The following is a 24,224-nucleotide window of genomic DNA, read 5'->3' as shown; positions in this document are numbered from 1 at the left end:
CCGCACCCCTGGAATGCGGCTATGGCGAGGAGCGCGCGGATCGTGGTAATCGCTAACATGCGTTCTCTGCTGTCCGGCGACGCTGATCTCGAGGCCTCCCGCTCCGCCCGGCCCCGGCGCGCGCTCCCCTGCGCCGCCGCCGCCCTCACCCTCCTCGCCCCCGCGGCCGCGTCGGCCTACGACTCGCTCGCTGCGCCGTGCGCCGACGACCCGTTCTATTGCCAGCGGGGCGCGCTCACCTTCCAGCGCAGGGAGGGAATCCCGCTCGAGCTCGACTTCGATACGGGCTGGGTCCCTCCGGGCTCACCGTTGCAAGTGAACCTCCGGGCCGCGGTCTACGCGAACACGCAGCTCTCGTTGAGCGGGGCGCTCGAAGCGTCGTGGCCAGAGGCGCTCGCGCTCGCGGCCCCCGGCGACCAGGGCGGAGGCACGTTCAGCTGCGATTACGGGCTCGACGTCAGCGCAGAGGGGCGCATCGGCATCTCCGTCCTCGGCCAAGACTTCGAGTGGACGGGCGATATCCCTTATGTGCCCCAGATCGATTTCCAGGTGCACGAGAGCGAGCCGTTCGACGCCTGGGGCTGGGAGCCGGGCATCGCGATGGCCAGCTCGACCGCGCCGCAGCGGCTCGCGTCCGTCTCCCTCGGCGACCTCATCGGCGGCTCGATCCCCGGGATCGAGGGGAGGTTCGAGCTAGACGTCGCCATGGATGTCGACGCTCGCTACGTGACCCACCGCGTGGCCGTCGAGACGCTCGATCAGGCGACGGTGAGCGGGGGCGACATCACGAAGGAGCGCAGCGCCTCGTTCACGGAGTACCTGGGCGGCCCGTCGGTCGAGCTCAACGTGCGTCCCGAGGGCTCGGTGCGCTACGAGGGCACGCTCCACCTCATCCCCGCGTTCAGCGTCAGCCTGCTCGGCCGCGAGTGGTCGATCCCGATCGCCGACATCCCGCTCGGCTTCCCCCTCACCGAGCGGGCGTGGATCTTCGAGAGCGAGCGCGTCCATGTGCCGCTCCCGGATCTCGCGCTGGACAAGCGGGAGATCGACTTCGGCCCGGTCGAGGTCGGGCGGGCCAACGTGGAGATCGTCCAGCTGTCGAACGCAGGGGAGGCGTTGCTCGACGTCGCGGTGACGACGGACGATCCGGAGAGCTTCGAGCTCGCCGACGAGGCGCTCGAGATCGACCCCGAGGCGGCGGTCGACTTCGCGATCCGCTTCGCGCCGAAGGCCGGCGGCGCGTTCGCGGCGACCGTCCGCGTCACGTCGAACGACCCGAGCGATCCCGTGCAGGAGATCACGGTGCGCGGGATCGGCGTCGCGCCGCCGGACGACGGGCCGGACGGCGGGGCGCTCGCGGAAGAGGACGGCGGCTGCGGCTGCCGCGCCGCCGGGGGCGCGGGCGACCGGGCGTGGGCGGCCGCCGGGCTGTCGCTCGCCGCGCTCGCGGGCGGCCTCAGGCGACGGCGCCGCGCGGCCTGAGCCCCGGATCCCGGCGCCGCGCGGCGCGCGCCTCAGGCCGCGCTCGGCGACCCCACGGAGATCTTCCGGCGCGTCGACACGGCCGCGATCTGCTCCAGCTCCTCGCCGCGCAGGGTCTCCTTGAGCACGAGCGCCTCCGCGGCGGCCTCGAGGCCCTCGCGGCGATCGACGAGCAGCTGCTTGGCCTTCAGGTACATCTCGCCGAGCCGCTCCCTCACCTCCTCGTCGACCTCGCGCGCGGTCTCCTCGCTGCACGTGCGCTCCTCCTGGATCACGCCGAGCAAGGGCGCGCCGACGTTGCGCGAGAGCGCGGGCAACCCGAGGCGCCGGCTCATCCCGAGGCGGGTCACCATCTCGCGGACGAGCGCCGTGGCCCGCCCGAGATCGTCGTGCGCGCCGCTCGAGACCTGGCCCAGCGCGATCTCCTCCGCCGCCCTGCCGCCGAGCATCACCGTGACGCGCGACTCGAGCTCCTGCTCGGTGACCAGCTGGCGCTCGCCGCGCGGCACCTGGATCGTGACGCCGAGCGCGCCGATCGTGCGCGCCACGATCGACACCCGCTCCACCGGATCGGCGGCCGGCAGCGCGAGCGCGACGAGCGCGTGCCCGGCCTCGTGGTAGGCCACGCGCCGCCGCTCCTCCGCGGTCATGATCTGCCCGCGGCGCCGGAGGCCGAGCTGCGACCGGTCGAGCGCCTCGTCGAAGTCGGCCTGGCTGATCTCGCTCGCGCCGCGCCGCGCCCCGGCGAGCGCCGCCTCGTTGACGATCTTGGCGAGGTCGGCCCCGACCATGCCCGGCGTGCGGCGCGCCACGAGCCCGAGGTCGACGCCCTTCGCGAGCGGCACCCGCCGCGCGTGCACGGCGAGGATCGCCTCGCGCCCCTGCAAATCGGGGCGATCCACGATGACCTGGCGGTCGAAGCGCCCGGGGCGCAAGAGGGCCGGATCGAGCACCTCGGGCCGGTTCGTGGCGGCCATCAGGATCACGGTGGTGCGCGCGTCGAAGCCGTCCAGCTCGGCGAGGAGCTGGTGGAGCGTCTGCTCGCGCTCGTCGTGGGTCGACAGGGCGCTGAGGCCGCCCCGGGTCCTGCCCACGGCGTCGATCTCGTCGATGAACACGATGCTGGGCGCGCTCTTGCGCGCCTCGTCGAAGAGCTCGCGCACGCGCGCGGCCCCGAGCCCGACGAACATCTCGACGAACTCGCTCGCGTTCAGCGAGAAGAACGGCACGTTCGCCTCGCCCGCCACGGCGCGCGCGAGCAGCGTCTTGCCGGTGCCGGGCGGCCCGACGAGCAAGAGGCCCCGCGGGATCCGCCCGCCGAGCGACCGGTACCGCGACGGCTCCTTCAGGAAATCGACCACCTCGACGAGCTCGTCCTTGGCCTCGTCGACCCCCGCGACGTCGGAGAAGCGCACCGGATCCTGCTTGGACCGGTCGTAGATCTTCGCCTTGCTGCGCAGGAACCCGAGCGGCCCGCCGGCCCCCTGCCCCGCCCGGCGCAGCATCATGAAGAACGCCGCGTTGATGAACAGGAGCGGCAGGAGCCAGATCGCCGCCTGCGCCCACGCCGAGGACCGGGCGCTCTTCGCCTCGATGCGGACGTGCTGCTCGAGCAGCGCCCGCACGAGCGGCTCGTCCTCGACGCCGGGCAGCCGCGTCACGCGGACGTGCTCCTCGGTCCGCTGCGCGCCGGCGTGGCGGACGAGCTCGATCTCGTCGGGCTTCACGACCGCCGAACCGACCTCCCCGCGCCGCACCGCGGCGACCGCCTCGTCGTAGGGCACGAACGGGGGCCCCGGCGGCTTGACGATCCCGGAAAAGACCAGGATCGCGACGGCGATCAGCAGGTACCCGAGCCACGTGCGCGACACCGGCCTTTTCTCGTCAGCCATTCCATGGAGCTGATGTGTGGCGGGCGTCACCTCGGCAAGCCCCGGGGCCCGGAAGAACCGGAAATCACACGGTAAAGCGGCGCGGGAGGGGAGCCCCGCCGGGAGCCGCCTGGCCGCGCTTCACGGCGCGTCCGCCCCCCGGCTCCACGCCTCCGCCGCGCTTCTACCGCCTGGTCACCGCTCGGCTGCCGCTCGCCACCGCTCGGCCACCGCTCGGCCACCCACGGTTGCCGCCGGGTGATTGCCCCGGGGATCCAGGCTAAGAAGCGCCCTTGTGCCGCTCGCTTCCGACCGCGCCTCGCTCGCCGCGTTCCCCATCGACTGGGGCGGGCTCGCCCCGCTCCGCCTCAAGTCGCGCGCCGTCGCCGAGGGCGTCTACGCCGGCATGCACCGGAGCATCCGCAAGGGCGCCGGCGTCGAGTTCGGCGGGCAACGGCCCTACGTGCCCGGCGACGATCTCCGCTTCTTCGATCGCCGCGCCCTGCTCCGCCACGATCGCCTCATGGTGCGCGAGTTCGAGACCGAGACCGACCGCGCCCTCTGGCTGTGCGTCGACGCGACCGCCTCGATGTCCTACCGCGGCCGGCGCGCGCCCGGCGCCAAGCTCGCCTACGCGGCGCTCATCGCCGCGGCCATGGCCCGCGTCGCGCTCGCCACCGGCGACCCGGTGGGCCTCGCGTGGCTCGGCGGCGCCGGCACCCACGGCCTGCCCGCCATGGCCGGGCGCGAGGCGTTCGAGCGGATCGTGGGCGCCATCGAGGCCACCTCCGCCGCCCAGGACTGGAGCGGCGACGCGGGCGCCATCGAGCGCGCGCTCGCGCCCGTCGCGAAGAAGGCCCGCCGCGGCGCCGTCGTCCTGCTCATCTCGGATCTGCTCGATCTCGCTCATGAATCCGGCACGGAGCGCGCCCTCTCCGCGTTCACGCCGCTCAGCACCGGCGGCCGCACGCTGATCGCCCTCCAGGTCCTCGACCCGAGCGAGGCGGAGCTCGACTTCGAGGGCAACGTGCGCCTCCGCGCGCTCGAGGGCGGCGCCGTCGTGGAGGCCGACGCGGGCGCGGTCCGCGCGCAGTACAAGGCGCGCCTCGACGCCCTCGCCGACGTCTGGGCGCGCGCGCTCGCGTCGCGCGGCGGCCGCCTGCTCCGCGCGACCAGCGCCGATCCCCCGACCGACGTCGTCCGCGCCCTGGTGCAGGCGATCGCCGAGGTGCGGCGATGAGCTTCGTCACGCTCGGCGCGCTGCTCGTCGCGCTCCTCGTCGGCGCGCCGATCGCCGCGCACCTCCTGCGCCGCCGCCGCGCCGAGGAGCGGCCGTTCCCGCCCGCGCGCCTGGTCCCGCCCACGCCGCCGACGGCGCGGCGCCGGAGCCTCCTCGAGGACCGCGCCCTCTTCGCCACCCGGGCCGTGTCGGTGCTCGCGCTCGCTGTGCTCGGCGCCACGCCGCTCCTGCGCTGCACGCACCTGTCGCTCAGCCGCAGGGCCGGCGCGTCGGTCGCGCTCGCCATCGTCGTCGACGACTCGCTCAGCATGCGCGCGCGCCCGGGCGGCGGCGGCGCGGAGCGCGCCGGCCCCTCGCGGTTCGAGCGCGCGCTCACGGCCGCGCGCGAGCTCGCCGGCGGGCTCGCGCCCGGCGACGCCGCGGCGCTCGTCCTCGCGGGCGCCCCGGCCCGCGTCGCCCTCGCATCGACGACCAACCTCGCCGCCGTCACCGACGCGCTCGCCGCGGTGACGCCGTCGGACCGCGCCACCGACCTCGACGGCGCCCTCGATCTCGCGCGCGATCTGCTCCGGGGGCTGCCCCAGAGCGACAAGCGCATCGTGCTCCTCAGCGATCTCGCGGACGGCGCGCCCGGCGCCCCGCCCATCTCGGGCACCCCCGACATCGCCACGTGGGTGCCGCTCGAGGAGCTGGAGGCGGCGGGGCAGGACTGCGGGATCGTGCGCGCGGATCGATCCAGCCAGAAGGCGCGCGTCCGCGTCGTCTGCACCGCTCCGCAGGCCGCCGCGCCCGGGCCCGACCTGCCCACCGCGGAGCGCGACGGCGGCGCGGCGGCGCCGGCCGCCTCCACCGCCGCGGGCGCGTCCGCCGCCGCGGGGCGGTCCCTGGAGGTGCGCGCCGGCGACGCGGTGATCGGCAAGGTCGCGCTCGATCCGGCGCTGCGCGCCGAGGAGCTCACGATCGACCTGCCCCCCGGGACGCCGGAGCTCTTGATCGCCGCGCTCACCGGCGGCGACGCGATCGCCGAGGACGACCGCGCGCCGATCATCTCTGCCGGCGGCCCGCTCTCGATCGCGGTCGTGGTCGACCCCGCGGCCACGCACGTCGAGACGGGCGGCCCGCCGCCGCTGGAGCAGGCGCTCTCGGCGCTCGATCTCGACGCGCAGATCAGGCCGCTGCCCTCGGTCCCCGAGCACGCGGACGAGCTGGCCGCGCACGCGGGGCTCATCGTCGACGACGCGCCCGGCTTCACGCCCGAGGTGCGCCGCTCGCTCGCCGCGTGGGTCGAGCGCGGCGGCGTCGCGCTCCTCACGCTCGGCCAGCGCGCCGCCGCGGCGCCGCTCGGCGCCGGGTTCGAGCCGCTGGTGCCCGGCGTGGTCCGCTGGTCGGCGTCCCCGGCGCGCGGGGTGGATCCGGCCACGGCGGGCTGGCTCGGCCCGTCCGCGGCCGGCCTCGCCGACGTCGCCCCGCGCGGCCGGGCCACGCTGGGCGCCGAGGCCTCGGAGGGCGCCGAGGTGCTCGCCCGGTGGTCGGACGGCGCCCCGTTCCTCGTGCGCCGCCCGCTCGGGCGCGGCGTCGTGCTGTTCATGACGCTGCCGCTCAGCACGGAGGAGAGCGACGTCGCGCTGCGGCCGGCGTTCCTCTCGCTGCTCGACGGGTTCGTCGGCGCCGCGCGCGCCCGCGGCGGCGCGCGGCGGCTCGCCGCGGGCGAGACGTGGACGTTCGACGGCTACCACGACGTCAAGGTCGAGCGCGTGCAGGTCGACCGCGGCCAGGGGCCCGCGGGGCGCGAGGCGCTCCCCGTCGTGGAGGTCGAGCGGCGGCTGCGCGTCTCGCCCCCGCTCGCCGGGCTCTACGAGCTCACCCTCGACGGCGAGCGCTCGACGCGCGTCGTCTCGGTCCCGGAGCGCGAGATCGATCTCCGCCCCCGGCGCGTCGCCGACAGCGCCCGCGCGGCCGAGCTGGGCGGCATGTCGGCCTCGATCGACGGATCGCCGTATGTCGCGCTGCTGCTGCTCGCGCTGCTCGCGGCCGAGCTCCTGCTGCGCGCCCTCGGCGGGCGGCGGGAGGCGGCGGAGCTCCGGGCGGGCTGAGGCCGGCGGCGGCCGCCGTCAGCGCGGCCCGCGAGCGGCGCGGCCGGCGCTCGTCAAACGCCGCACCGCCGCGCCGCCGCGCTCAGTGCGTCTGCCAGTGCGGGGGGATCTCGTCCGCCGGCGCGAACTCGGGCTTGGCCGGCGCGGCGGGCACGACGGCCGCTCGGGGACCGTTCGGCTTGAAGCTGTGCTCTGCGGCCGGGAACGTGCGCGACTGCACCTCGTCCACGTAGGCGCGCGTCGCCTCCACGATCTGATCGCCGACCTCGGCGAAGCGCTTCGCGAACTTCGGCGTCAGCTCGCGGAACATCCCGAGCAGGTCGTAGCAGACGAGCACCTGCCCATCGCAGCCGGCCCCGGCGCCGATGCCGATCGTCGGCACGGAGACCGCCGCCGTCACCTCCTGCGCGAGATCCGGCGGGATGGCCTCGAGCACGATCGCGTAGGCGCCCGCCTCCTCGAGGATGCGCGCGTCGGCGATGAGGCGCTCGGCCGCCACGTCGCCCTTGCCCTGCACCTTGAAGCCGCCCATCGCGTGCACCGACTGCGGCGTGAGCCCGAGGTGGCCCATCACCGGGATGCCCGCGGCGACGATCCGGCGCACGTGCTCCGCGATCGCGGCGCCACCCTCGAGCTTGATGCTCTCGAAGCTGCCCTCCTTCATCATCCGCCCGGCGTTCTCGAGCGCGTGCATCGGAGAGAGCTGGAAGCTCATGAACGGCATGTCGCCCACGACGTGGGCGCGCCGCGCGCCGCGCGCCACCGCGCGCCCGTGATAACAGATCTCCTCGACCGTCACGGGGAGCGTCGTCGCGTGCCCTTGCACGACCATCCCGAGCGAGTCGCCGACGAGCAGCAGATCGGCGCCGCCCTCGTCGAGCAGCCGCGCTATCGTGAAGTCGTAGGCCGTCACCATCGCGATCGGCGAGACCCCTTTGCGGGCGCTGATCTCGGGGACCGTGACCTTCGTCGAGCGCTGCGCTGGCCTGCGCGCGCCGCCCCCACCATTGCCTTGCGGACCGTACATATTCCTCCGGGTCGCGGCCGCACCTGCGGTCCACGCCTCCAGGGAGGCTAGGGCCGCGCCCGCGTCCGGGCAAGACGCGGCGCGCGCCGGCCGCGACCGGCCTGGTCACAATCCCCAATCGTCCTGGATACTTATCCACCTCAGCAGCCGCGGCGGGCGCGGGCGGGGCGCGCCCGCTCTTGCGCCGGCCCGCTCATCCGCGGCGGTGCCCGGCGCCGCCGGCGGGGAGCGCCGCTGCCGGCGCTCGCGACGCGCCCGGCGGCGCGGACCTCGGGTTCGTCAGCGCCGTCAGGACGTGGTCGCGCCAGGCGCCGTCGATGAACAGGTAATCGCGGGCGTACCCCTCGACGACGAAGCCGAGGCGACGGAGCAGCCGGCCGCTGCGCTCGTTGTGCGGCAGGTAGTTCGCCATCACCCGGTGGAAGCCGAGCGCGTCGAACACGTACGCGATCGCCGCCTCGAGCGCCTCGAACATCACGCCCGCGCCCACGGCGCGCTGGTCGAGCGAGTACCCGAGCGTCGCGGCCTGGAAGGCGCCGCGCACGAACTGGGTGAAGTTGCAGACCCCGATCACCTCGCCGTCGGGGGCGCCGCGCCACTGCAGCGCGAGCCGGAGCGCCCGATCGGCGGCGAAGTCGTCGTGATCGCGGAGGATGCGCTCGCGCCAGAACGCCTCGGTGTAGAAGCCCTCGGGGCGCGGCGGATCCCACCGGGCGAGGTGCTCGCGGTTGCGCTCGAAATAGGCGAGGTAGCGGCCGGCGAAGTCGAGGGGCGGGAGGTGGACGCGCAGCCGCGGGGTCTCGATGCAGACGGAGCTCTTCAACCCGGCCTCCCGCGCGGCGCGCCTACGACAGCGTGCCCTCGTCGAGGCGGCGCATCCCTTCGAGGAGCAGCGCCTCGGGCGAGGCGGTGATGCTGCGCGTGCTGGGGGAGAAGGTCGGGTCGAGGCGGAAGTCGCCCTCGCGGAGCGTGAGCATCCGGTAGAACGCGTCCTCGCCCTGCGCGCCGGCCCAGAGCGCGTGGACGACCTGCCCGTCGGCGAAGTGGATCTCGCCGGCCATGGAGTTCGCCTGGATCTTGAGCGCGCACGTCTTCCGGCCGTGCCAGAGGATCTGGATCATGTCCGGCAGGCCCATCTCGGCGAGCGAGCCGGACACGCCGCGCGGCGCGGCGGTCGAGGAGCGCCGCTCGATGAGCTGGCGGAGCTTGGCGGCCATGACGTCGGTCGACGCCGGCTTCGAGACGAAGTCGTCGACGCCGAGATCGAAGGCGCGCTGGGCGGTCTGCCGGTCGGTCTTCGCGGTGAGGATGACCCACGTCTTGTCGCGGCCGAAGCCGAGCTTCAGCGCGTCGGCGCGGAGCGCGAGGCCGGCGTCGGGCTCCTCGAGATCGATCTCGCTGACGACCACCTCGATGTCCTTCGTCTCGAGCTCGCGCCGCGCCTGCGCCACGTTGCGCGCGATCGAGACCTCGAACCCCTGCTCGAGGAGCCGCAGCTCGAGCACCGTCGTCTCCTCGGGATCCGGGTCGACGATGAGCGCCTGGTGCCGGTCGGAGAGGAGCTTCGCGCGCATGTCGTCGCCGGTCATGACCTGGCGGAAGAGGTCGACGATGTTCGGATCGAAGATGGTGCCGCGGTACTGGGCGAGCACGTCGCACGCCTCGGGCGGGCGGAGCGCCTTGCGGTACGGGTTGCGCGGGTTCTGGGTGAGGTCGGCGTAGGTGTCCGCGACCGCGAGGATGCGCGCGCCGAGCGGGATCTCCTTGCCGGACAGGCCGTCGGGGAAGCCGCTGCCGTCGTAGCGCTCGTACATCAGGCTGATCGCCGAGACGACCTCCTGCGGCAGCCCCACCGACTCCATGAGGTGCGCCGGGAGGTCGACGCTCTTCGTCGCGGCGAGCCGGTGCCCCTCGTACTCGGCCACGTTGAGCGCGGTGAGGTGGTACGGGCCGTTCTTGCCGAGGTCGTGCAGGTACGCCGAGGCCACGTAGCTCGCGACCGTCGTCGGCGGCAGGCCGATGCGCTCGCAGAGCTTGCGGACGATGCGCGCGACCGTGGAGGAGTGGCCCCGGAGGTCCTGCCGCGCGTTCTCGAGCAGGCTCACGAGGACGTTCAGCGTCTCGACGTACGCGTGGCTCGTGGTCGGGTCGGGCGGCGGCGGCGGGGCCGCCGCGATCGGCGCGGAGACCGGGGCGACCTGCAGCTGAGGCGGCGGCGAGGGCGGCACCGGCGTGGGCGGGGGGCCAGCCGGGGCCACGCGCGGCGGCGCGGAGGGCGCGGCGGGCCCCCGCATCACCGCCGGAGGCTGCGGCGTCGCGACGAGCGGCGCAGGGATGGGCGCGAGCGCCGGCGTCGCGTGCGCCGGCTGCCCGTGCATCGGCTGCGCGTGCGCCGGCTGCCCGTGCATCGTCGCCTGCCCGTGCATCGTCGTCTGCCCGTGCATCGGCTGGCCGTGCATCGTCGCCTGCCCGTGCATCGTCGCCTGCGGGTGCGCGGGCGGCGCGTGCGCCGGCTGGCCGTGCATCGTCGCCTGCCCGTGCATCGGCTGCGGATGCGCTGCCGGCACGTGCGTCATCGACGTGCGATCGGGGATCGACGCGCGCTCGTACGTCATCGACGTACGCTCGAACGGATTGCTGTTGTTGTTGTAGAGGATCTCGTCGAACGAGCTGACCGGCCGCAGCAGCGAATTGAAGGCGGTCGTGTCGCCCCGGTAATGGTAGGCGATGGCCGCGCGCACCGCCGCCGGCCGGGCGACGATGGCGCGTACGTCCCGCACGCCCGCGGCCAGCCGGATCTCGTGCAGCGCGGCGTCGTTGTCGGGATCCGCGGTCGCGACCGAGAGCGTCGTGTTCCGCTCGTCGAGCAGGACCGGAAAGACGCCGTGCAACGTCGCGGTGATCGCCGAGACCTTGGCGAGCACGCGGGGCTCGATGATCGCCTTCGAGAGCTTCTCGGTCGAGACGAAGCGGGTGTTGTGGACGGTCGCGATGAACTTCAGGAGCTCGGCCTCGTTGACGATATCGAGCTCGATGATGGCGTCCTCGATGCGGCCGCGGGTCCGCATCGCGTACTCCACCGCGCGACGATGGTCGTCCGGGGTGATGCGCCCCTCGAGGACGAGGCGATCGGCAATCCGCTGGTTCAATCCTTGAACGGAAGCCATCGAAACCCTGATTCTACTCAGAAATTGGAGGTAGGCGCGCGCCCAAGAACCCTCGCGGAACGAAAGCACGCGGGGAAAGCTGGCCAGCCGCTCGCGGCGTATGAGCCATGGGGTGCGCTCGATGGATGAGAGCAGAGCTCGGAGCGGTGCGCGAGCCCCGTGAGCATCCCGGCCAGCGCCGGTTGGCCCCCGAGGTCCCGCTCGACCCGATGCGCTGCTACGTGGAGATGAAGACTGACCCCGGGTAGGCGCTCACGCCACGTCCGGCGCGGTTCGCCAGGCCGGCAAACTCAGAGCCGGGAGAGGAAAACGGCCCCCGGGGCGGCGCGCCCGGTGACTGGGGTGCCGGGCGGCGCGCCCGGAGTCGGGCCGGCACGCCCGGAGGCGGGGGTGGGCCCCGCCCTGGGCGCGCCGGTGGCCGTCACTCCTCGTTCACCGCCGTGAGCGGCGCCGTCTCCTCGGGGCGCGGCCGCGGGGCGACGTACGGCGCCTGCACCACCGGCTCGCCCTCGACCACGACCTGGAGGCGCTTGTAGGCGGGCAGCCCCGTCCCTGCCGGGATCAGGCGACCCATGATGACGTTCTCCTTCAGACCGCGGAGATCGTCCGTCTTGCCGTTGATCGCGGCCTCGGTGAGCACCTTGGTCGTCTCCTGGAACGACGAGGCGCTGATGAACGACTCGGTCGACAGGCTGGCCTTGGTGATGCCGAGGAGGAGCGCCTCGGCGATGGCGGGCTTGCCGCCGCGCTCGATGACGTTCTCGTTCTCCTTCTCGAAGATGTGCTTCTCCACCTGCTCGTCGACCAGGAAGTTCGTATCGCCGACCTCGCGCACGCGGACCCGCCGGAGCATCTGCCGGACGATGACCTCGATGTGCTTGTCGTTGATGCCGACGCCCTGGAGCCGGTAGACCTGCTGGATCTCGTTCACGAGCCAGGCCGACAGCTCCTTCTCGCCCTTCACCCGGAGGATGTCGTGCGGGTTCGGCGGGCCGTCCTGGAGCGGATCACCCGCGCGCACCCGGTCGCCCGGCTGCACCTGGATGTGCTTGCCCTTGGGGATCAGGTACTCGCGCGCCTGATCGCCGAGCGCATGCCCGTCCGGCGAGTACGGCGTGATGATGACCTTCCGCTTGCCCTTCGTGTCCTTGCCGAACGTGACCTCGCCGTCGATCTCGCTGATGATGGCGTGATCCTTGGGCTTTCGGGCCTCGAACAGCTCGGCGACGCGGGGCAGACCGCCGGTGATGTCCTGCACCTTCGTCGTGTCGCGCGGGATCTTCGCGATGACCTCGCCGGCCTCGATGAGATCCCCCTCCTGCGCGACGATGTGCGCGCCGACGGGGAGCAGGTAGCGCGCCTCGAGCTCGCTGTTCGGGAGCTTCAGCGTCCTGCCGGACTCGGGGTCCTTCAGCGAGATGCGCGGGCGGACGTCGGCCGCCTTCGACTCGATGACGACCTTCCGCGAGAGGCCCGTCACCTCGTCGAGGCGATCCTGCACGCTGACGCCCTCGATGAGGTCGCCGAACTTCACCACGCCGGAGACCTCGGTGAGGATCGGCGTCGCGAACTGGTCCCACTCGGCGAGCAGCTCGCCGGGCTTGGTGCGCTCGCCGTCGGCCTTCTTGAGGATGGCGCCGTAGACGAGGCGGTTGTGCTCGCGCTCGCGCCCCGTCTCGTCGACGACCACGATCTCGCCGTGGCGGTTCATGACCACCATGGTGCCGTCCTTCTTCTTCTGGACGACCGCGCGGCGGAGGCGGACGGTGCCCTCGGTGCGGGCCTCGAGGTAGCTCGCCTCGATCTTGCCGCGCGCCGCGGTGCCGCCGATGTGGAAGGTGCGCATCGTGAGCTGCGTGCCCGGCTCGCCGATCGACTGGGCGGCGATGATGCCCACCGCCTCGCCGATGTTGACCCGGTAGCCGCGCGCGAGGTCGCGGCCGTAGCAGAGCGCGCACACCCCGCGGCGGAGCTGGCACGTGAGCACCGAGCGGATGACGACCTCCTCGATGCCGGCGTCCTCGATGGACCGCACCGCCTGCTCGTCGAGCTCGGTGTTCGCCGTGATGAGCACCTCGCCGGTGAGCGGGTCGACCACGTCCTCCAGCGCGACGCGGCCGAGGATGCGGTCGCCGAGCGGCTGGATGACCTCGCCGGCCTCCTCGAGCTTCGCCACGCGGATGCCGTCGAGCGTGCCGCAGTCGAACTCGGAGATGACCGCGTCCTGCGCCACGTCGACGAGCCGGCGGGTGAGGTAACCCGAGTTCGCCGTCTTGAGCGCGGTGTCCGCGAGGCCCTTGCGGGCGCCGTGCGTCGAGATGAAGTACTGGAGCACGCTGAGACCCTCGCGGAAGTTCGCGGTGATCGGCGTCTCGATGATCTCGCCGGACGGCTTGGCCATCAGGCCGCGCATCGCGGCCAGCTGCCGGATCTGCTGCGTGGAGCCGCGCGCGCCGGAGTCGGCCATGATGTAGATGGGGTTGAAGCTCGGCTCGACCGACTCCTTGCCCGTCTCGTGGTCGACGACGGTCTCCTTGCCGATGCCGCCCATCATCTCGGTCGTGACCTGGTCGGCGATGCTCGCCCAGATATCGACGATCTTGTTGTACCGCTCGCCGTCGGTGATGAGCCCCTCCTGGTACTGCTCGACGACGCGCTCGACCTCCTTCTGCGCCTCGCCGAGCAGGATCTTCTTGGCCGGGGGGATCACCATGTGATCCATGCAGATGGAGATGCCCGCCCGCATCGCGTGGTCGAAGCCGAGCGTGCGGAGCCGGTCCGCGAGGAGGACGGTCTCCTTGTTGCGGTGGATGCGGTAGCAGACGTCGATGAGCGCCGAGAGCGCCTTCTTGTCGAGGGTCTTGTTCGCGTACTCGAAGGCGACCCCCTTCGGGAGGACCTCGGAGATGAGGACGCGGCCGACCGTGGTCTCGACGATGCGGCGCTTCACGTGGCCGAACTCGTCGAGCTGCGGGTTGCCGTCGTCGTCGATGACCGGCACGCGGACGCGGATGCCGGCGTGCAGGGCGACCTCGCCGTTGTCGTAGGCCATCCGCACCTCCTCGGGGGAGGCGTAGATGCCCCGCAGGTAGCCCTGCGCCACGCCGTCCTCGCCGACGGAGAGGGTGTCCGCGCGGAACGACCCCTTCTCGAACTTGCGCTCGCGGGTGGCGTAGTAGAGCCCGAGCACGATGTCCTGCGTCGGGTTGATGATCGGCTTGCCGCTCGCGGGCGAGAGGATGTTGTTCGTGCTCATCATGAGCACGCGCGCCTCCATCTGCGCCTCGACCGACAGCGGCACGTGGACCGCCATCTGGTCGCCGTCGAAGTCGGCGTTGAACGCCGCGCAGACGAGCGGGTGCAGCTGGATCGCCTTGCCCTCGATGAGCACCGGCTCGAACGCCTGGATGCCGAGGCGGTGGAGCGTCGGGGCGCGGTTCAGGAGCACCGGGTGCTCGCTGATGACCTCCTCGAGGATGTCCCAGACCTCCGGCCGCTCCTTCTCCACCATCTTCTTCGCGCTCTTGATGGTGTTGACGTAGCCGCGCTCTTCCAGCTTGTTGTAGATGAACGGCTTGAAGAGCTCGAGCGCCATCTTCTTGGGCAGGCCGCACTGGTGCAGGCGCAGCGTCGGGCCCACGACGATGACCGAGCGGCCCGAGTAGTCGACGCGCTTGCCGAGCAGGTTCTGGCGGAACCGGCCCTGCTTGCCCTTCAGCATGTCGGAGAGCGACTTGAGCGGGCGCTTGTTCGGGCCGGTGATCGTCTTGCCGCGGCGGCCGTTGTCGAACAGCGCGTCGACCGCCTCCTGCAGCATCCGGCGCTCGTTCCGGATGATGATCTCCGGCGCGTTCAGCTCGAGGAGCCGCTTCAGGCGGTTGTTGCGGTTGATGACGCGGCGGTAGAGGTCGTTGAGATCGCTGGTCGCGAAGCGGCCGCCGTCCAGGGGGACGAGCGGGCGCAGATCCGGCGGCAGCACCGGGATCACGGTCAGCATCATCCACTCCGGCCGATTGCCGCTCTCGCGGAAGGCCTCGACGACCTTGAGCCGCTTCGCGAGCTTCTTCCGCTTGGCCTCGCTGGTCGCGGCGCGCATCTCCGTCCGGAGCAGCTCGGCCAGGCCGTGCACGTCGACCTGCTTGAGCATCTCGAGGATCGCCTCGCCGCCCATGCCGGCGCTGAACTTGTCGTCACCGTACTCGTCGAGCAGCTGCAGGTAGCGCTCCTCGCTCAGGAGATCGCCCCTCATCAGGCCGGTCTCCTTCGGATCGATGACGATGTAGGCCTCGCAATAGAGCACCTTCTCCAGGTCCTTGAGCGTGATGTCGAGCATGTTGCCGATGCGCGACGGCAGGCTCTTCAGGAACCAGATGTGGGCGACCGGCGTGGCCAGCGAGATGTGCCCGAGCCGCTCGCGGCGGACCTTCGACTGGATGACCTCGACGCCGCACTTCTCGCACACGATGCCACGGTGCTTCATGCGCTTGTACTTGCCGCAGTTGCACTCGTAGTCCTTCACCGGCCCGAAGATCTTGGCGCAGAACAGACCATCGCGCTCCGGCTTGAACGTCCGGTAGTTGATGGTCTCCGGCTTCTTCACCTCGCCGTGCGACCACTCGCGGATCTTCTCCGGGCTCGCGAGCGAGATGCGGATGGCGCTGAACGAGAGCGGGTCTTTGGGCTTCTCGAAGAAGCTGAAGATGTCACGCATGGAGACCTCCGGAGACGGAAACGATACCGATGAACCTGCCCGCGCCCACCGAGTCGGACTTCGGGGGCGCGCCGCCCGCGCGGCGCGCCTCTCCCGTCACCACCGACCGGGCGCGCGGCGCTCGCGACGTGACGAACTGCATCACTCCTCTTCCTCCGCGGCCGAGGCCTCCACGCCCCCGCTCGTCTCGACCAGCTCGACGTTCAGGCACAGCGACTGGAGCTCCTTGATGAGCACGTTGAAGCTCTCCGGCAGCCCCGCCTCCAGGGTGTAATCCCCCTTCACGATGGCCTCGTACATCCGGGTGCGGCCCATCACGTCGTCGCTCTTCACGGTGAGGAACTCCTGCAGCGCGTAGGCCGCGCCGTAGGCCTCCATCGCCCAGACCTCCATCTCGCCGAGCCGCTGCCCGCCGAACTGCGCCTTGCCGCCGAGGGGCTGCTGCGTGACGAGCGAGTAGGGCCCGATCGAGCGCGCGTGGATCTTGTCGTCGACGAGGTGGTGGAGCTTCAGCATGTACATGATGCCCACCGTGACGTTCTGATCGAACGCCTCGCCCGTGCGCCCGTCGAAGAGGATCGCCTGGCCCGAGGGCGGGAGACCCGCGAGCTCGAGGGCGCCCTTGATGTCCGACTCGTGCGCGCCGTCGAACACCGGAGAGCCCATGAAGACGCCCTCGTCGACCGTCTTGACGAAGCGCTTGACGTCGCCGTCCTCGAGGTCGTCGAAGAAGCCGCTCATCGACTCGTCGCCCGCGTAGATGGCCTTGAGGTGCTCCTTGATGTCGGCGGCCGACCGCTGCTGCTCGAGCATCCGCTGCAGCTGGTTGCCGAGCTCGAAGGCGCCCCACCCGAGGTGGATCTCGAGGATCTGACCGACGTTCATGCGGCTCGGCACGCCGAGCGGGTTGAGCACGAGATCGACCGGCCTGCCGTCCTGCAGATACGGCATGTCCTCCTCGGGGAGGATGCGGCTGATGACGCCCTTGTTGCCGTGGCGGCCCGCCATCTTGTCGCCGACCTGGAGCTTGCGCTTGATGGCGATATAGACCTTCACCATCTTGATGACGCCCGGCGGCAGCTCGTCGCCCTTGGACAGGCGATCGATCTTGTCCCGGAAGTGCTCCTCGCGCGTGCGGACGAGCTCCTCGAGATCCCGCAGGATCTGCTGGACCCGCTCGGCGTCGTCGACCGGGATCTCGCCCCAGTACTTGCGGGGGATCTCGGCGAGCGAGGCCTCGTCGATGATGGCGCCCTTCTGGAAGAGCACCTTGCCCTTGTCGTCGACGAGCTTGCCCGTCGTCTCCTTGCCGAGGAGGAGCTCGCGGATGCGGCGGAAGAACGAGTCGCGGAGGATCTTGATCTCCTCGTCGCGCGTCCGCTCGATCCGGGCCCGCTCCTGGTCCTCGATGTCCCGCGCGCGGTCGTCCTTCTCGGTCCCCTTGCGCGAGAACACGCGGGCGTTGATGACGATCCCGCCGACGCCGGGCGGCACCTTGAGCGAGCTGTCGCGCACGTCGCCGGCCTTCTCGCCGAAGATCGCCCGGAGCAGCTTCTCCTCGGGCGAGAGCTGGGTCTCACCCTTCGGGGTGATCTTGCCGACCAGGATGTCGCCCGGGCGCACCTCGGCCCCGATGCGGACGATGCCGGAGTCGTCGAGGTCCTTGAGCGCCTCCTCGCCGACGTTCGGGATGTCGCGGGTGATCTCCTCCTTGCCGAGCTTCGTGTCGCGGGCGACGCACTCGAACTCCTCGATGTGGATCGAGGTGAACACGTCGTCCTTGGCGATGCGCTCGGACACGAGGATGGAGTCCTCGAAGTTGTAGCCCTGCCACGGCATGAACGCGACGAGCACGTTCTGGCCGAGCGCGAGCTCGCCCATGTCCGTCGACGGGCCGTCGGCGAGCACGTCGCCCTTCTTCACCACCTCACCCGTCCGGACGACCGGCTTCTGCGTGTAGCAGGTCGACTGGTTCGAGCGCTGGAACTTCATGAGGTGGTAGATGTCGGGCACCTCGGCGCCCTCGCCCTCGGCCCGGACGACGATGCGCGTCGCGTCGACGCTCTCGACGACGCCGGGGCGCCGCGCGATCACGCAGACGCCGGAGTCGCGGGCGAGCCGCTCCTCCATGCCGGTGCCCACGAGCGGCGCGTGCGACTGGACGAGCGGCACGGCCTGGCGCTGCATGTTGGCGCCCATGAGCGCGCGGTTCGCGTCGTCGTGCTCGAGGAAGGGCACGAGCGCGGCGGCGACCGACACCATCTGGTTCGGCGCGACGTCCATGAGCTCCACCATCTCGGGCGTGACGATCTTGAACTCGCCGTTGTAACGGGCCGAGACGAGCGACTCCTTGAAGCGCCCGCTCTCGTCGAGGTTCACGGTCGCCTGCGCGATGTACTTGCCCTCTTCCTCGAGCGCGGAGAGCCAGATCACGTCCTCGGTCACGCGGCCGTTCTCGACCTTGCGGTACGGCGTCTCGACGAAGCCGAACTCGTTCACGCGGGCGAACGTCGACAGCGACGCGATGAGGCCGATGTTCGGCCCTTCCGGCGTCTCGATCGGGCAGATGCGCCCGTAGTGGGTCGCGTGGACGTCGCGCACCTCGAACCCGGCCCGCTCACGGGTGAGGCCGCCCGGCCCGAGCGCCGACAGGCGGCGCTTGTGGGTGACCTCGGAGAGCGGGTTGGTCTGGTCCATGAACTGCGAGAGCTGCGAGCTCCCGAAGTACTCCTTCACGACCGCGCTGACCGGCTTCGCGTTGATCAGGTCGTGGGGCATGAGCGTGTCGATCTCCTGCGACATGCTCATGCGCTCCTTGATCGCGCGCTCCATGCGGACGAGGCCGATGCGATACTGATTCTCCATCAGCTCGCCGACCGCGCGGACGCGGCGGTTGCCGAGGTGGTCGATGTCGTCGACCGAGCCGCGCCCGTTCTTCAGCTCGATCAGGTGGCGCACCGTCTCGAGGATGTCCTGCGGCGTGAGCACGGTGAGGTCGAGCCCCGGCCGCTCGTCCTCGGGGACGTCCCGGTAGAACTTGTAGTTCAGCTTCAGCCGGCCGACCTTCGACAGGTCGTAGCGCTCGGCGTTGAAGAACAGGTTGTGGAACAGGGTCTTCGCGGTCTCGAGCGTCGGCGGATCGCCCGGCCGCAGCCGGCGGTAGATCTCGAGGATCGAGTCCTCCATCGTCTTCACCTTGTCGGTGAGGAGCGTGTCGCGGAGGTACGAGCCCACGTTCAGGCCGTCGATGAAGAGGATGCGGAACTGCTCGATGTTCGCGTCGCGCAGCCGCTCGAGCTTCGCCTCGGTGAGCTCCTCGTTGACCTCGACCACGACCTCGCCCGTCTCCGGGTCGACGATGTCGTGCGCCGCGACCTTCCCGACGAGCTCCTCCGGCTCGAGGCTGAGCCGCTCGAGCTTCGCCTCCTTCATCTTCCGGATGGCGGCGCGGGTGAACTTCGTGTTCTTCTTGACGATGACGTCGTTGCCGATCTTGATGTCGCGCGTCGTCCGCTGGCCGGCCAGGAGATCGTACTCGATGCTCTTCGAGTACTTGCCCCCCTTCTCCAGGTACACGGTCTCGGTCGAATAGAAGTAGTTGAGCAGGTCCTGCGTCGAGTACCCGAGCGCGCGCAGCAGCACGGTCGCGTGCATCTTCCGCCGCCGATCGATGCGCACGTAGATGATGTCCTTCGGGTCGAACTCGAAGTCGAGCCACGAGCCGCGGTAGGGGATGACGCGCGCGGAGTAGAGCAGCTTGCCGCTCGAGTGCGTCTTGCCCTTGTCGTGGTCGAAGAAGACGCCGGGGCTGCGGTGCAGCTGGCTGACGACGACGCGCTCGGTCCCGTTGATGATGAACGTGCCCGTCTCGGTCATCAGCGGGAGCTCGCCGAAGTAGACCTCCTGCTCCTTGATGTCGCGCACGATCCGCTCCCCGCCGTCGCGGGTGTCGTAGATCATCAGCTGGTTCGTGACCTTGATCGGGGCCGAGTAGGTCATGCCGCGCTGGCGACACTCGTCGACGTCGTACTTCGGCGGCTCGAGGTTGTACGAGACGAAGACGAGCTCGCTCGTGCCGTTGAAGTCTTTGATCGGGAAGACCGAGCGGAACACCGCCTGAAGCCCGACCTCCTCCCGCTCGTTCGGCGGAACGGTCATCTGGAGGAACTTGTCGTAGCTCGACTTCTGGATGTCGATCAGGTTGGGGACGTCGATGATGCGACGAACGCGACCCAGGTTCTTACGGACGCGGAAGTTGGATTGGACGACCGACGGCATCGATTTCCTCCGGCTCACACGAGCCGCGCGGGGCGGGCGCACGGCTCGAACCGAGCAACGAACACGAAGCTACGCACCAATGGCGAGCGAGCGTCCCCAGCATGTGGGGACCCAAAACATCTTGGCTGTGGGGGCAGAGCGGACCGCGTGGCGACCCATTGAGCTCCGGCATTGGTCGAGGACCCGCACCCGCGGTCCTCTTCAGAATTGACCGAGGACCCGTATCCGCGGCCCTCTTCAGCGTTGCGCGAGGGCCCGCATGCGCGGTCCCCTTCTTCAGACAAAAGCGGGACGTGCGGCAGGGACGATCGCCCTGCCGCCGTCCTCCGGCGGATCCCGATTTCCCCTGGCAGGGAGCGGTGATCGTTACTTGAGCTCGACGGTAGCACCTGCCTCGACGAGCTTCTTCTTCATCTCCTCCGCGTCCGCCTTGGAAACCTGCTCCTTGACGGTCTTCGGCGCGGCCTCGACCAGGTCCTTCGCCTCCTTCAGGCCCAGACCCGTGATCTCGCGGATCGCCTTGATCACGCCGATCTTGTTGCTGCCGGCGTTGGCGAGGATGACGTCGAACTCGGTCTGCTCCGGCGGCTTCTCGGCCGGAGCGGCGCCGGCGGCAGCGCCGCCGGCCGCGACCGCGACGGCCGCCGGGGCGGCCTTGACGCCCCACTTGTTCTCGAGGTCCTTGATGAGCTCGGCGATCTGGATGACAGGGAGGTTGGAGAGGTAATCGACGACCTGCTCGCGCGTGATCTCAGCCATTGCAAGACTCCTTCAAACTCTTCTGCGCGCCCCGGGGAGGGGGCCATGTAAACCAAAACCAGACGGGCGCAAGGCCCATTTTTACGAAAGCGCCCTCTCAGGCCGACGTGCCCGCCGCGTCTTCCTTCGCCTTCAGGAGATAGGCGAAATTCTGGAGAGGCGCGTTGAGCTGCTGCACGAACTGCTGGAGCGGCGCCTGGAGCGTCGCGAGCAGCGTGGCGCGGAGCTCATCCTTGCCGGGCATCGACGCGAGCTGCGACTCGACGGCGTCGGCGGAGAGGATCTGCCCCTCGATGAGCCCGGCCTTGATCTGGAGCTTCTGGTTGTCCTTGCGGAACGCCTTGACGACCTTGGCTGCCGCGCTCGGATCCTCGTAGCTCCAGGCCACGCCGGTCATGCCGGTCAGGCTCTTCGCCAGCGTGTTCGCCCAGGGGTGCTCCTTGATGGCGTGGCGGACGAGCGTGTTCTTCACGACCCGGTACTCGACGCCGGACTTCCGGAACTCATCGCGAAGCTTGGTGACCGCCTCGACGTTCATCCCCTTGAAGTCCAGGAAGACCGCGGAAGACATCCGCTCGAACTTCTGCCGGACGGAGCCGACGACCTCTTCCTTCTGGGACCGTTCCATGGGCTACGCCTCCTCTGTCTTGCCGACGAAGTGGACCGGGTCGATACGAACCCCCGGGCCCATCGTCGAGGACATCGTGATGCTCCGGAGGTAGATGCCCTTGGCCGTCGCCGGCTTGGCCCGGACGAGCGCCTGGATCAGCGCGTCCGCGTTGACCTGGAGCGCGTTCTCCGCGAAGGAGACCTTGCCGATCCGGGCGTGGACGATGCCCGCCTTCTCGACGCGGTACTCGACCTTGCCGGCCTTCGCCTCGGTGATGGCCGTCTTCACGTCGAACGTGACCGTCCCGACCTTGGGGTTCGGCATCAGGCCGCGCGGACCGAGGATACGGCCGAGCTTGCCCACCAGGCCCATCATGTCGGGCGTCGCGATCACGCGATCAAAGTCCATGAAGCCTTCCTGGACCTTGTTCACGAGATCCGCCTCGCCGACGAAATCGGCCCCGGCAGCCTCGGCCTCCCTGGCCTTCTCGCCCTTGGCGAACACCAGCACCCGGAGCGACTGCCCCGTACCATGCGGGAGCACCACGGCGCCGCGGACCATCTGGTCTGCGTGCCGCGGGTTGACCCCCAGCCGGACCGCGAGGTCCACCGTCTCGTCGAACTTGGCAGGCGCGGCTTGCTTCACGAGCGCGCAGGCCTCCTGCAACGTGTACTTTCGAGCGCGATCGACGACTGCTCGCGCTGCGAGTTTCTTCTTGGCGACTTTCGGCACATGCCCTCCTTCTTAACGGCTCTCGCCTCCCACGGTGCGCCTCAAACTACCGTGGTAAGTCTTCTATCCCGACCGCCGGTGCGCCCTCCTCGGAGCGCCGCCAGGCGGCGCGCATCCCCGACCGCGGGGAGCGCTGCGACCCACCTCAATCGACGATGTCGATGCCCATCGAGCGGGCCGTGCCCGCCATGCTGCGCATCGCGGACTCGAGGTTCGTCGTGTTCATGTCCTGCATCTTGAGCTGGGCGAGCTCCTGCAGCTGCTTCTGCGTGACCTTGCCCACCTTGACCTTGTTGGGCTCCTTGGAACCCGCGCCCGGCTTCTTCTTGGTCTCGAGCCCCGCCGCCTTCTTGAGGAGGACGGAGGCCGGCGGCGTCTTCATGATGAACGTGAACGAGCGGTCCGAGTAGACCGTGATCACCACCGGGATGATCATGTCTCCCTGCGCTGCCGTCCGCGAGTTGAAGTCCTTGCAGAACGCCATGATGTTGACGCCGTGCTGGCCGAGCGCCGGACCGACGGGGGGCGACGGGTTGGCCTTGCCCGCCGGAAGCTGCAGCTTCACGTACCCAGTGACTTTCTTCGCCATGATGAATCTCGCACCCTATCGAACCGCCGCCCGACGGGCGGTCTACTTTTCAGAGAAACAGCGGAGCGCCGCGGAGGCGCGGCGCTCGCCCGCAGGTTTGCAGCCGTTCGCCCCCGGCTAGCGCTTCTCCACGGCTGAGAAGTCGAGCTCCACGCTGGTGGGTCGGCCGAAGATGCTGACCTTCACCTTGAGCTTCTGCTTGTCCATCTTCACGTCGTCGACCGTGCCGGTGAAGTTCGCGAAGGCCCCGTCCAGGACCCGCACCTCCTCACCCACCTCGAACGTGAGCCGCGGCTTCGGCTTCACCGACCCCTCGACGATGCCCCGCCGGAGGTTGTCGATCTGCACCAGCGGGACTTCCTGCGGCGTCTGGTTTCCGATGAAGCCGGTCACCTTGGGCGTGTCCTTGACCAGGTGCCAGACCTGCTCGTTCATCTCCATTTCGACGAAGATGTAGCCGGGCAAGCTGAGCTTCTGACGGACGCGCGTCTTGCCGCCGGGACGGTTCTCCGTGACCGTCTCGCTCGGGATGAGGATCTCGCCGAACCGATCTTCCAGTCCGTACTGCTTCACGCGCTGCTGGAGCGCGTCGCGCACCTTCGCCTCGTATCCCGAGTAGGTATGGATGACGTACCACTTCTTGGCCATGGCGCTTGATTCCCTCAGGATCCCCCTGCTTCAGCTTCCATCGCCGTAAACGATGTTGGTCACGAACGCCCAGAAGCGGTCGAGCAGCGCCAGGTAGAGGGTCGCCACGGTGGTCGTCGCGATGACGACGAACGTCGCGTTCGTCACCTCTTTTTTGGTCGGCCACTTCACCTTCGCCAGCTCGGCGGCGACGTCGTCGCTCCAGGTGCGGAGCTCCGCGTTGCGGAACGCACGCAGCACGACGATGAGCGCGACCACGCCGCCGACGACCATGCCGTAGGTCATCTTGTCGTCGTCACCCACCGCGGAGACCGCCGGCAGCGCTCGGCTGAACCAGTCCTTGTTGGAGAGGGTCGCCCAGACGCCGTGGATGACCTTGCCGAGCAGGTAAGCGAGCAGCATCCCCGAGGCGAAGAAGCCGGCGAGCACATAGCGCTCGGTCCCGAGCTGCGTGGCCGCGACCTCTCCCTCGGCCTCTTCGGCGTCCTCGTGCTCGCCGGCGCGCTGCGCCTCGGCGCCCCCGGCGTCAGCGGCTTCCGGCTCCTCGCCCTGCGTCACGAGGGACGACGCTTCGGCGGGCGCGGGCGGTCCAGATTCGTCCGGCTCCCCATCCTCCGCAACCTTCGGCGTTTGCTTGTCTTCTTGACCCTTCGCCATAACCACACCAAACGCGCCGGCACGCGGCAGACAGAAGCCTGCTCGATGGGGCTCCGAGGGCGCCCCCTGGGCGCCCACATTCCCCGGCAGGGGCAGAGAGGCTCGAACTCCCGACCTGCGGATTTGGAATCCGCTGCTCTACCAACTGAGCTATACCCCTAGAATCGCTGCGCCTTCCTGAGCACCCGTTCACTTCGTCTCGTTGTGAACCGTGTGCTTCTTGCACTGCTTGCAGAACTTCTTGAGCGAAACCACCTGGTCGGGCGCCTTCGTGGTCTTGTAGTTCCGCGACTTGCACTCGCAGCAGGCCAGTGAGACGGCGATGCGCGCCGCACGCCACCCACCGGCCTGCTCGCCCAC

Annotated in this window: 16 protein-coding genes and 1 tRNA gene; 3 read left to right on the top strand and 14 right to left on the bottom strand. The window is 70.3% G+C overall.

The window, feature by feature from the left end; all coding sequences use genetic code 11:
• The first annotated feature begins 57 nt into the window (after positions 1 to 57).
• On the top strand, positions 58 to 1,482 hold the full coding sequence (locus tag NQZ70_RS03355; protein WP_129572926.1) for a choice-of-anchor D domain-containing protein: 1,425 nt from the start codon (positions 58 to 60) through the stop codon (positions 1,480 to 1,482).
• Between the two features lie 32 nt (positions 1,483 to 1,514).
• Here the strand turns inward: NQZ70_RS03355 and ftsH are convergent, their stop codons facing one another.
• Positions 1,515 to 3,374 carry an ATP-dependent zinc metalloprotease FtsH gene (gene ftsH, locus NQZ70_RS03350; RefSeq protein WP_129572925.1) on the bottom strand — a complete coding sequence of 620 codons (1,860 nt, stop codon included), beginning with the start codon at positions 3,372 to 3,374 and terminating at the stop codon, positions 1,515 to 1,517.
• Between the two features lie 274 nt (positions 3,375 to 3,648).
• Here ftsH and NQZ70_RS03345 point away from each other — a divergent pair, with 274 nt between their 5' ends.
• Positions 3,649 to 4,593: a DUF58 domain-containing protein gene (locus NQZ70_RS03345; protein ID WP_129572924.1), complete on the top strand. Its 945-nt coding sequence runs from the start codon at positions 3,649 to 3,651 to the stop codon at positions 4,591 to 4,593.
• Positions 4,590 to 6,686, top strand: a complete 2,097-nt coding sequence (locus tag NQZ70_RS03340) for a VWA domain-containing protein (RefSeq protein WP_129572923.1) — start codon at positions 4,590 to 4,592, stop codon at positions 6,684 to 6,686. The genes NQZ70_RS03345 and NQZ70_RS03340 overlap by 4 nt, the downstream gene beginning before the upstream one ends.
• A gap of 82 nt (positions 6,687 to 6,768) precedes the next feature.
• Here NQZ70_RS03340 and panB read toward each other — a convergent pair whose 3' ends face one another.
• From panB to rpmG, 13 genes are all read right to left on the bottom strand, one after another.
• The gene (gene panB, locus NQZ70_RS03335; protein WP_129572922.1) at positions 6,769 to 7,713 is read right to left on the bottom strand and encodes a 3-methyl-2-oxobutanoate hydroxymethyltransferase; all 945 of its coding nucleotides are present in this window, start codon (positions 7,711 to 7,713) and stop codon (positions 6,769 to 6,771) included.
• A 193-nt stretch (positions 7,714 to 7,906) separates the two neighbouring features.
• On the bottom strand, positions 7,907 to 8,536 hold the full coding sequence (locus NQZ70_RS03330; RefSeq protein ID WP_129572921.1) for a GNAT family N-acetyltransferase: 630 nt from the start codon (positions 8,534 to 8,536) through the stop codon (positions 7,907 to 7,909).
• A gap of 22 nt (positions 8,537 to 8,558) precedes the next feature.
• A complete protein-coding gene (locus tag NQZ70_RS03325; protein WP_272827724.1) occupies positions 8,559 to 10,880 on the bottom strand; it encodes an HD domain-containing phosphohydrolase in 2,322 nt (773 codons plus the stop codon).
• A 421-nt stretch (positions 10,881 to 11,301) separates the two neighbouring features.
• Positions 11,302 to 15,591 (bottom strand): DNA-directed RNA polymerase subunit beta', encoded by a 4,290-nt coding sequence (rpoC, locus tag NQZ70_RS03320; protein ID WP_129572920.1) that lies wholly within the window; start codon positions 15,589 to 15,591, stop codon positions 11,302 to 11,304.
• Between the two features lie 141 nt (positions 15,592 to 15,732).
• Entirely contained in the window at positions 15,733 to 19,869 is a 4,137-nt protein-coding gene (gene rpoB, locus NQZ70_RS03315) for a DNA-directed RNA polymerase subunit beta (RefSeq protein ID WP_129572919.1), read from the bottom strand.
• Positions 19,870 to 20,235: 366 nt separating this feature from the next.
• Positions 20,236 to 20,628 (bottom strand): 50S ribosomal protein L7/L12, encoded by a 393-nt coding sequence (gene rplL, locus NQZ70_RS03310; RefSeq protein ID WP_129572918.1) that lies wholly within the window; start codon positions 20,626 to 20,628, stop codon positions 20,236 to 20,238.
• 97 nt (positions 20,629 to 20,725) lie between these two features.
• A complete protein-coding gene (rplJ, locus tag NQZ70_RS03305; protein ID WP_129572917.1) occupies positions 20,726 to 21,256 on the bottom strand; it encodes a 50S ribosomal protein L10 in 531 nt (176 codons plus the stop codon).
• A 3-nt stretch (positions 21,257 to 21,259) separates the two neighbouring features.
• Positions 21,260 to 21,970 (bottom strand): 50S ribosomal protein L1, encoded by a 711-nt coding sequence (rplA, locus tag NQZ70_RS03300; RefSeq protein ID WP_129572916.1) that lies wholly within the window; start codon positions 21,968 to 21,970, stop codon positions 21,260 to 21,262.
• Between the two features lie 145 nt (positions 21,971 to 22,115).
• Positions 22,116 to 22,559: a 50S ribosomal protein L11 gene (gene rplK, locus NQZ70_RS03295; RefSeq protein ID WP_129572915.1), complete on the bottom strand. Its 444-nt coding sequence runs from the start codon at positions 22,557 to 22,559 to the stop codon at positions 22,116 to 22,118.
• Between the two features lie 117 nt (positions 22,560 to 22,676).
• Positions 22,677 to 23,207 carry a transcription termination/antitermination protein NusG gene (gene nusG, locus NQZ70_RS03290; protein WP_020732609.1) on the bottom strand — a complete coding sequence of 177 codons (531 nt, stop codon included), beginning with the start codon at positions 23,205 to 23,207 and terminating at the stop codon, positions 22,677 to 22,679.
• Positions 23,208 to 23,237: 30 nt separating this feature from the next.
• Positions 23,238 to 23,864, bottom strand: coding sequence for a preprotein translocase subunit SecE (gene secE / locus NQZ70_RS03285; protein ID WP_272827718.1), 627 nt, complete (start codon positions 23,862 to 23,864; stop codon positions 23,238 to 23,240).
• Between the two features lie 87 nt (positions 23,865 to 23,951).
• Positions 23,952 to 24,024, bottom strand: a tRNA-Trp gene (locus NQZ70_RS03280).
• A gap of 29 nt (positions 24,025 to 24,053) precedes the next feature.
• The gene (gene rpmG / locus NQZ70_RS03275) at positions 24,054 to 24,224 is read right to left on the bottom strand and encodes a 50S ribosomal protein L33 (protein WP_020732607.1); all 171 of its coding nucleotides are present in this window, start codon (positions 24,222 to 24,224) and stop codon (positions 24,054 to 24,056) included.

Source organism: Sorangium sp. So ce836 (genome assembly GCF_028553905.1).
Lineage (GTDB): Bacteria > Myxococcota_A > Polyangia > Polyangiales > Polyangiaceae > Sorangium > Sorangium cellulosum_D.
The sequence above is the reverse complement of the archived record's forward strand: the minus strand, read 5'-3'. Positions and strand labels throughout refer to the sequence as shown.

Coding starts and splice junctions, on each gene's coding strand:
- NQZ70_RS03325 (WP_272827724.1), bottom strand. CDS start 10,880: ATGGCTTCCGTTCAAGGATTGAACCAGCGGATTGCCGATCGCCTCGTC.
- secE (WP_272827718.1), bottom strand. CDS start 23,864: ATGGCGAAGGGTCAAGAAGACAAGCAAACGCCGAAGGTTGCGGAGGAT.
- rpoB (WP_129572919.1), bottom strand. CDS start 19,869: ATGCCGTCGGTCGTCCAATCCAACTTCCGCGTCCGTAAGAACCTGGGT.
- rplK (WP_129572915.1), bottom strand. CDS start 22,559: ATGGCGAAGAAAGTCACTGGGTACGTGAAGCTGCAGCTTCCGGCGGGC.
- rplJ (WP_129572917.1), bottom strand. CDS start 21,256: ATGGAACGGTCCCAGAAGGAAGAGGTCGTCGGCTCCGTCCGGCAGAAG.
- NQZ70_RS03340 (WP_129572923.1), top strand. CDS start 4,590: ATGAGCTTCGTCACGCTCGGCGCGCTGCTCGTCGCGCTCCTCGTCGGC.
- rplL (WP_129572918.1), bottom strand. CDS start 20,628: ATGGCTGAGATCACGCGCGAGCAGGTCGTCGATTACCTCTCCAACCTC.
- rpoC (WP_129572920.1), bottom strand. CDS start 15,591: ATGCGTGACATCTTCAGCTTCTTCGAGAAGCCCAAAGACCCGCTCTCG.
- ftsH (WP_129572925.1), bottom strand. CDS start 3,374: ATGGCTGACGAGAAAAGGCCGGTGTCGCGCACGTGGCTCGGGTACCTG.
- NQZ70_RS03355 (WP_129572926.1), top strand. CDS start 58: ATGCGTTCTCTGCTGTCCGGCGACGCTGATCTCGAGGCCTCCCGCTCC.
- nusG (WP_020732609.1), bottom strand. CDS start 23,207: ATGGCCAAGAAGTGGTACGTCATCCATACCTACTCGGGATACGAGGCG.
- panB (WP_129572922.1), bottom strand. CDS start 7,713: ATGTACGGTCCGCAAGGCAATGGTGGGGGCGGCGCGCGCAGGCCAGCG.